General features: G+C 70.2%; 6 protein-coding genes and 1 pseudogene. All 7 read right to left on the bottom strand.

Going from position 1 to position 7174, the window contains the following annotated elements; genetic code table 11:
- Positions 1–201, bottom strand: a pseudogene (locus ADK65_RS33185) (lyase family protein); the annotation flags it as partial.
- Positions 202–290: 89 nt separating this feature from the next.
- Positions 291–1574, bottom strand: a complete 1284-nt coding sequence (locus tag ADK65_RS33190; protein WP_053674758.1) for an NAD(P)/FAD-dependent oxidoreductase — start codon at positions 1572–1574, stop codon at positions 291–293.
- 47 nt (positions 1575–1621) lie between these two features.
- Positions 1622–2287 carry a haloacid dehalogenase type II gene (locus tag ADK65_RS33195; RefSeq protein ID WP_053674760.1) on the bottom strand — a complete coding sequence of 222 codons (666 nt, stop codon included), beginning with the start codon at positions 2285–2287 and terminating at the stop codon, positions 1622–1624.
- A gap of 45 nt (positions 2288–2332) precedes the next feature.
- Positions 2333–3271 carry an aldo/keto reductase gene (locus ADK65_RS33200; protein WP_053674762.1) on the bottom strand — a complete coding sequence of 313 codons (939 nt, stop codon included), beginning with the start codon at positions 3269–3271 and terminating at the stop codon, positions 2333–2335.
- Positions 3268–4728 carry an aldehyde dehydrogenase family protein gene (locus ADK65_RS33205; protein ID WP_053674765.1) on the bottom strand — a complete coding sequence of 487 codons (1461 nt, stop codon included), beginning with the start codon at positions 4726–4728 and terminating at the stop codon, positions 3268–3270. The genes ADK65_RS33200 and ADK65_RS33205 overlap by 4 nt, the downstream gene beginning before the upstream one ends.
- Positions 4725–5678 (bottom strand): succinylglutamate desuccinylase/aspartoacylase family protein, encoded by a 954-nt coding sequence (locus ADK65_RS33210; protein ID WP_053674767.1) that lies wholly within the window; start codon positions 5676–5678, stop codon positions 4725–4727. Before ADK65_RS33210 ends, ADK65_RS33205 begins: the two co-directional genes overlap by 4 nt.
- Before the next feature lie 23 nt (positions 5679–5701).
- Positions 5702–7084 (bottom strand): aminotransferase class III-fold pyridoxal phosphate-dependent enzyme, encoded by a 1383-nt coding sequence (locus tag ADK65_RS33215; protein WP_053674770.1) that lies wholly within the window; start codon positions 7082–7084, stop codon positions 5702–5704.
- Positions 7085–7174: the final 90 nt, after the last annotated feature.

Consider the following 7174-nt stretch of genomic DNA (forward strand, 5'->3'; position numbering starts at 1 on the left):
CAGGCCGAGTTCCTCATTGGCCAGGGCAGCGGCCTCCTTCACCGCGGCAAGGGCATCGATCAGATGCGGGTAGGCGGAGATCGGCATGCCCGTGATGGGAAAGTTCTCCGAGGCGCGCAGGGTGTGCACACCCCAGTAGGCATCGGCGGGGATCTCACGGTCGCCGAGCAGATCGTGTTCGATGCGGGTGACGGCGGTCATGGGCTGGGATCTCTTTCGGGAGGCATGGTGGGGGCCTTCCGCGCCGCTGCGTGGAAGGCCCCCGTGGTGTCACCGGTGTCGGTACCTGCTCAGAGCAGGCGGTCCTTCGCCTTGTAGTAGGCGCCGCCGAACGGCAGGAACCAGGGTGTGCCGTTGTAGAAGGGGACGGGCACCTTCGGGAAGCCGAAGCCGCGCATCGGGTTGGCCTCGGGCCTGCCGTCCATCATCTCGGCGACCGCGCGGCCCATGTAGGTGGCCATCTGGACGCCGTGGCCGCAGTAACCCATGGAGTAGTACAGGCCGTTGACGTCACCCGCGTGAGGGATACGGTCCCAGGAAAAGCCGACCATGCCGCCCCACACGTAGTCGATGCGCACCCCCGCCAGCTGCGGGAAGATCTCCGTCATCTCCCGCTTGAGGATGTCACCGCTCTTGACGTCGGACGCCGGGTTGGAGGGGGCGAAGCGGGCCCGGCCGCCGAAGGCGAGGCGGTTGTCGGGGGTGAGACGGATGTAGTTGCCGACGTTCTTGTGAGCGACCAGCAGACGGCCGTTGGGGATGAGCTCCTTGGCGCGCGCCTCCCCCAGCGGCTCGGTGACGATGATGAAGCTGCCGACGTTGATCAGCCGCTTGCGGAACCACGGCATCGACTGGTCGGTGTAGGCATCCGTCGCCGCCATGACCTGCTTGGCACGGATGGTGCCGTGCAGGGTCTCCACCACGAAGCCGCCGCCAGGGAGGCGGGTGAGGCCGGTGGCGGCGTTGCGCTCGTGGATGTCGGCACCGGCACGCTCGGCGGCGTCTGCCAGGCCGACGACGAACTTGCCCACGTGCAGGGCTGCGCCGAGCGGGTCGAGCAGGGCGCCGTGGTAGTGGTCCGACCCCAGCTCGGCGCGCAGCTCGCTCTTGCTCAGGACGACCGTCTCGTGGCCGAAGTTCTCGGCCAGGTCGCGCTGCTTGGCGTGCATGCCCTCGAGGTGCTGGGGCTTGCAGACCAAGCCGAGGCGCCCGGCACGGTGGAAGTCGCAGTCGATCTTCTCTCTGACCGCGATCTCCTCGACGAGGTCCACAGCGACGCGGAACGCGTCATAGAGCTCGCGAGCACGCTCCTGCCCGTAGCGCTTGCGGGCCTGGGCCGGGCTGATGGTGATGCCGGGGTTGCAGTGGCTGCCGTTGCGCCCGGAGGCGCCCGAACCGACCTGGTCCTTCTCGACGAGGACGACCCGGGCACCCTTGCGGGCGGCGTGGTAGGCGGTGGACAGGCCGGTGAGGCCGCCGCCGATCACCACCACATCCGCCTCGTCGGGCAGGTCCTTCCCGGAACGGTCGGGCAGGGCGGGGGCTGTGTCCATCCAGTAGGGGATCTGCTTCATGGCGTGCGTCCTCTGTCTTCTCGGTCTGTTTCGCCGGTGAGCCGCTGTCAGCAGCCGAGCAGCTTCGGCAGGCCCGACAGGTCGGGCAGCTCGTCGTACGGCTGGTAGTCGGCGCTGCCCTTGCGGCCGTAGCGGTTGATCCACACCCGGCGCTTCAGGCCGAGGTCGCGGGTCGGGATGTGGTCGTACTCCCAGCCCTGGGCGACATGGATGACCTGCGACGACTCGACACCCATGGTTCGGAAGGCGTGCTTGAAGGCCTGGCGGTCCGGCTTGTAGGCGCCGGCCTGCTGGGCGGTGATGACGTAGTCGAACTCGACGCCGATGTTCTCGACGTTCCGCGCGATCAGGTTGTCGTCGGTGTTGGAGATGATGGCGATCTCGTACTTGGTCTTCAGCTGCCGCAGGGCCTCCGGGACCTCCGGCCAGGGGCCGAAGGTGGGGACGGCGTCCACGAGCGCCTCGCCGTCGGTCTCGCGGTACTCCAGGCCGTGCAGGCGCATGGCGTTGCGCAGGCTGGAGTGCAGGACCTCGTGGTAGGGACGGTAGGCCTCCAGCACGGCCTGGAAGCGCATGACGCGGAAGTCGTCGAGGAACTCGTCGACATCCAGGTTGTCCAGGTCGAGCCGGTCCTCCAGGACCTTCAGGGTGGTGGGGCCGAGCTCGAAGTTGATCAGGGTGGCGTAGGCGTCGAAAGTGACGATTTCTCGCATGGTGTCCAGCCTTGGTCTCTCGCGGTGTTCGTAAAGGGTGGGGCTTCAGACGACGCGTTCGCCGGGGGTGACGATCGCGTCGAGTGCGGCCAGGTCGGCCGGGCTCGGTGTCCAGTCGGCCGCCGCCGCGTTGGCGGTGACCTGGTGCGGGGTCATGGCTCCGCAGATGACGGAGCCGACGGCCGGCAGGGCCGCCAGTGCGCCGACCGCCACCTGGAGGAGGGTCAGGCCGCGCTCGGCGCCGTACGCGGTGAGCGCCTCGACCTTGTCGAGGGCCGCGTCGGTGAGCCAGCCCTGCCGCCAGGACAGCCGGCTGCCGGGCGGGGGCTCCTCACCACGCCGGTACTTGCCGCTGAGCAGGCCGTTGGCCAGCGGGTAGTACGGCAGCAGGCCGACGCCGTGGCGCAGGCAGGCCGGGATCAGGTCCTGCTCCACGCCGCGGTCGAGCAGGTGGTAGCGGTCCTGGGTGGACACGAAGGCGTCCGTGAGCTGCTCGGCCGGGAGGTTGGAGCAACCGATGTACCGGATCTTGCCCTCGTGGACCAGCTCCTGGAGCGCGGCGACCGTCTCCTCCAGCGGCGTGACGCCGTCCGGTTCGTGGTACTGGTACAGGTCGATCCGGTCGGTGCCGAGCCGGCGCAGTGACGCCTCCACCGCGTACCGCATGTAGGCGCGGGAGCCACGCGGACCGTACAGGTCGGCCTCCCGGCTCATCTCCATGCCGAACTTGGTGGCCAGCACCACGTGGTCACGGCTGCCCTTGAGCGCGGCGCCGAGGAGCCGTTCACCGTCGCCGCGGGAACCGCCCCGTTCGCCGGACCCGCCGTACATGTCGGCCGTGTCGAACAGGGTGATCCCGGCGTCCAGAGCGGCGTGGACGACGGCCTTCGTGCCGTCCTCGTCGAGGCGGGCGCCGAAGTTGTTGCCGCCCACGCCGACCACCGAGACGGTGGGTCCGCGCTCTCCGAGCGAGCGGTATCTCATGACCGGTTCCCGAAACCTATGCAGACGTTCTTGGTCTGCAGGTAGCTGGCCAGGCCTTCGAGGCCCTTCTCCCGGCCCCAGCCACTGTGCTTGTAGCCGCCGAAGGGGAGCTCGACGCCGGTGCCGATGCCGGTGGCGTTGACGTAGACCTGGCCGGCCCGGATGCCCTCGGCCATCCGCATCGCCTTGTCGATGTCGCGGGTCCACACGTACGAGGCCAGGCCGTACGGGCTGTCGTTGGCGATCTCCAGTGCCTCGTCGGCGTCGTCGAACTCGATGACCGTGACGACGGGGCCGAAGATCTCCTCGCGGGCACAACGGGCCTGGTTGTCCAGTCCGGTGAGGACCGTGGGCTGCACGTAGTAGCCGTCGGCCAGTTCGGGGTCGGCGGGGGCGCCTCCGCCGGCCCGTGCCACGGCGCCTTCCTCGCGGGCCAGTTCCAGGTAGCCGAGGACCCGGTCCCGCTGCCGTGCGGCGACGAGGGGGCCGACGTCGGGGTCACTGAGACCGGGGCCGATGCTGAGGGAGGAGGCGTGCGCGACGAGCTTGTCCAGGAATTCCTCGGCGCCGCGCTGGAGCAGCAGCCGCGTGCCGGCGGAGCAGGTCTGCCCGGCGTTGCCGAACGCGGAGGCGGCGACGGCGCCGAGCGCCGTGTCGAAGTCGGCGTCGGCGAAGACGACGACCGGGGACTTGCCACCCAGTTCGGTGACGGAGGGCACGACGTTGGCCGCGGCCGCCTGGGCGACCTTGATGCCGGTCGGCACCGAGCCGGTGAAGGTGACCTGGTCGATGTCCGGGTGCCCGGCGAGGGCCGCGCCGGTCTCGCCGTCGCCGGGGACGACGTTCAGAACGCCCGGCGGGAGACCGCACTCCAGGGCGATCCTGCCGATCTCCAGCGGGGTCAGCGGCGCCTCGGGGGACGGCTTGAGGACCACCGTGCAGCCGGCGGCCAGCGCCGGGGCGGAGCCCCTCGCGGTGTTCTGGAGGGGGTAGTTGAACGGGATGATGTGGCCGGAGACGCCGATCGGCTCGCGGACGGTGTAGTCGAGCAGGCCGGGGCCGAGCGGGATCGTCGAGCCGCCGAGCTTGTCGGCGACGCCCGCGTAGAACTCGAAGTAGCGGGCGGCCGCTTCGACGTCCGCCCTCGCCTGGCGCAGCGGCTTGCCGACGTCCTGGCTCTCCAGGCGGGCCAGACGTTCGCCCTGGTCGCGGATGGCCTCCGCGATCCGGTGCAGGATGCGCCCCCGGTCGGCGGCGCGCATCCGCGCCCATTCAGGAGCGGTGAAGGCCGCGCGCGCGGCGGCCACCGCCTGGTCCACGTCCGCCTTGCCTGCCAGCGCCACCTGGGCGATGGCCGTGTCGTTCGACGGGTCGAGGACGGTGAAGGAGCGTCCGTCGGCCGCGGGGACGTGCTTGCCGTCTATCAGCAGCTCGGTCGGCTGCAGTTCGTCACTCATGGCTGGATCTCCCCCAGCACCTCACCGAAGATGACGACCTCGTCGCCCGGACGGACCGTGCGGATCCGGCGGACCCAGAGCACGATGCCGTCCTGCGGCGCGGTGACTTCTTCCAGCTTGTTGCCGTAGTGGTCGGTGATGGTGGCGATCAGGTCGCCTTCCTTGCAGGTCTCCCCCGGCTCGGCGCGGGCGACGAAGAAGCCGCCGGAGGCGGAGCGGGCGAAGGTGCCGGAGACCGTCGTGTAGGTGTCCCGAAGCTCTGCCTCGCCGTCGGTCATGCCGAGGCTGCGCAGGATGTTGCGGATCGAGTGCATGTGGTGCTCGACGTTGGTCTCGCGGTAGGTGGCGCCGCCGCACTCGATGGTGATGGCGGGCTTGCCGGCCTCGAGGACGGGGTGACGGACCGTGCCGCCCCACTTGCCGCCCTTCCAGACCAGCTCGTGCCCGGCGGCCAGGGCCAGGTCCGTCGCCAGGTTCTCGTAGCCGCCCTGGAGGATGACGAGGGGGGCGATCTCGCCGTAGGCGCCGCCGGTGTGCAGGTCGACCACGGCGTCGACGGCCGGCACGACCTGCTCGACGAAGGTCGCGGCCAGACGCTGCGAGTACGAGCCCTCGGCGTCGCCCGGGAAGATCCGGTTGAGGTTGAGATGGTCGATGCCGCTGGCGCGGGCGGCCGCCTCGAAGGCCGGGGTGTTCAGGCACGGGATGCCGACGACGGTTCCGCGCAGCGTGGCCGGGTCGATCTCGGCGAGCACACGGCGGATGGCCTCCTGGCCGTCGTACTCGTCGCCGTGCACGCCCGCGTCCACACACAGGACCGGGCCCTCCTGGACGCCGTTGACGACGATCAGCGGAATGCCGAGCTCCACGCCGTAGCTGCTGGTGCCGACGGGGATGAGGCCGTGGGCACGCTCGCCGGGGGCGACGGTCAGCGGACCGATGGAGTACATGTGGTTCCTTCCCAATACGTGGATCAGATGCGGGACGACGCCTCGGCGAGCGTGCCGGCGATGATCGCGGCGGTGCGGTCGAGGAGGGCACGGTCGCTGATCAGCGGGGGCGCGATCTGGACCAGCGGCGCGGAGCGGTTGTAGACGCGGGCCAGCAGACCGGCCTCGCGCAGCCGACGCGGGATCAGGTCGCCGATCAGCGCGGTCCGGGCCTTGTCGCTGAAAGAGCCGTCGTCCAGGTCGCCGACGAGTTCGCAGGAGTAGAAGAACCCGGTGCCGCGCACATCGCCGACGATCGGCAGGTCCTTGAGGGCCGCCATGCGCTTGGCCAGGTCGCCCTGTAGGCCACGGACGTTGTCCAGGACGCGGTCCCGCTCCATGATCTCCAGGTTGCGCAGGGCGATGGCCGCGCTCAGCGGGTGCCCGGCGAAGGTGTAGCCGTGGTTGAGGACCGCGCCCGGCTGGTTGACGACCTCGGTGACCTTGGTACCGACCAGGGTCGCGCCCAAGGGGGCGTATCCGGCGGTGATGCCCTTGGCGACGGTGACCATGTCCGGGCGGGCGCCGTAGCGGTCCCCGCCAAACCACTCGCCGATCCGACCGAAGGCCGTGATGACCTCGTCGGCGACGAGCAGGAAGCCGTACCGGTCGGCCAGCGCCCGCAGCCCCTGCCAGTAGCCCTGGGGCGGGGTGATGCAGCCGCCCCGGTTCTGTACCGGTTCGGCGATGAGCATCGCGATGGTCTCGGGGCCCTCGGTCAGGATCGCGGCCTCCAACTCCGCGAGCAGCCAGGCCGTGTACACCTCGTCGTCCGCGAACTCCGGTGCGAGCCCGAAGCGGTTGGTGTTGGACACGAAGCGGGTGTCGATCGCCGGCGGGCCGTACGGCTCGGTGAGGCCGGGGTCGTCGTTGAACGACAGGGTGCCGATGGTCAGGCCGTGGTAGGCGCCGCGCCGGGCGATCGCCTTGATACGGCCCGGTTCGCCGCGCAGGGCGTGGTAGCGGCGGGCTATCTTCCAGGCGGTCTCGACGGCTTCGGCTCCACCGCTCGAGAAGAAGGTGTGCTCGATGTCGACAGGGGCGATCCGGGACAGCCGCTCGGCGAGTTCGATGGCCGAGGGATGCGCTGACCCTGTCCACAGCGGGCTGTAGCACAACTCGCGCAGTTGCCGTTCGGCTGCCTCGGCGAACTCGGCGCCGTAGGAGTATCCGAGCTGGCAGCAGTACAGCCCCGACAGGCCGTCGATGTAGCGCCTGCCGTCCGCGGCCTCGACGTACGGGCCCTCCCCCCGCTGGACGACGAGGAGGTCTTCGCCCTGGTCACCGAGCGATCCGTTGGCGGTCATGTGCAGCAGCAGGTGCCGCTGAGCGGTGGCCGCGCTGAGCTGAGCGGCGGCGGTGGTCATACGGCTTCGCCTCCGGGGTTGGCGACGCCGACGGTGTTCTCGACGGAGAGCAGGGATTCCTGCCGGCCGGTGCCGATCCAGCGGACCAGG

Source organism: Streptomyces sp. NRRL B-1140, assembly GCF_001280065.1.
Lineage (GTDB): Bacteria > Actinomycetota > Actinomycetes > Streptomycetales > Streptomycetaceae > Streptomyces.

Excerpts from the sequence above, each read along its gene's own strand:
- ADK65_RS33215 (WP_053674770.1), bottom strand. The coding sequence starts at position 7,084 with ATGACCACCGCCGCCGCTCAGCTCAGCGCGGCCACCGCTCAGCGGCAC.
- ADK65_RS33200 (WP_053674762.1), bottom strand. The coding sequence starts at position 3,271 with ATGAGATACCGCTCGCTCGGAGAGCGCGGACCCACCGTCTCGGTGGTC.
- ADK65_RS33205 (WP_053674765.1), bottom strand. The coding sequence starts at position 4,728 with ATGAGTGACGAACTGCAGCCGACCGAGCTGCTGATAGACGGCAAGCAC.
- ADK65_RS33210 (WP_053674767.1), bottom strand. The coding sequence starts at position 5,678 with ATGTACTCCATCGGTCCGCTGACCGTCGCCCCCGGCGAGCGTGCCCAC.
- ADK65_RS33195 (WP_053674760.1), bottom strand. The coding sequence starts at position 2,287 with ATGCGAGAAATCGTCACTTTCGACGCCTACGCCACCCTGATCAACTTC.
- ADK65_RS33190 (WP_053674758.1), bottom strand. The coding sequence starts at position 1,574 with ATGAAGCAGATCCCCTACTGGATGGACACAGCCCCCGCCCTGCCCGAC.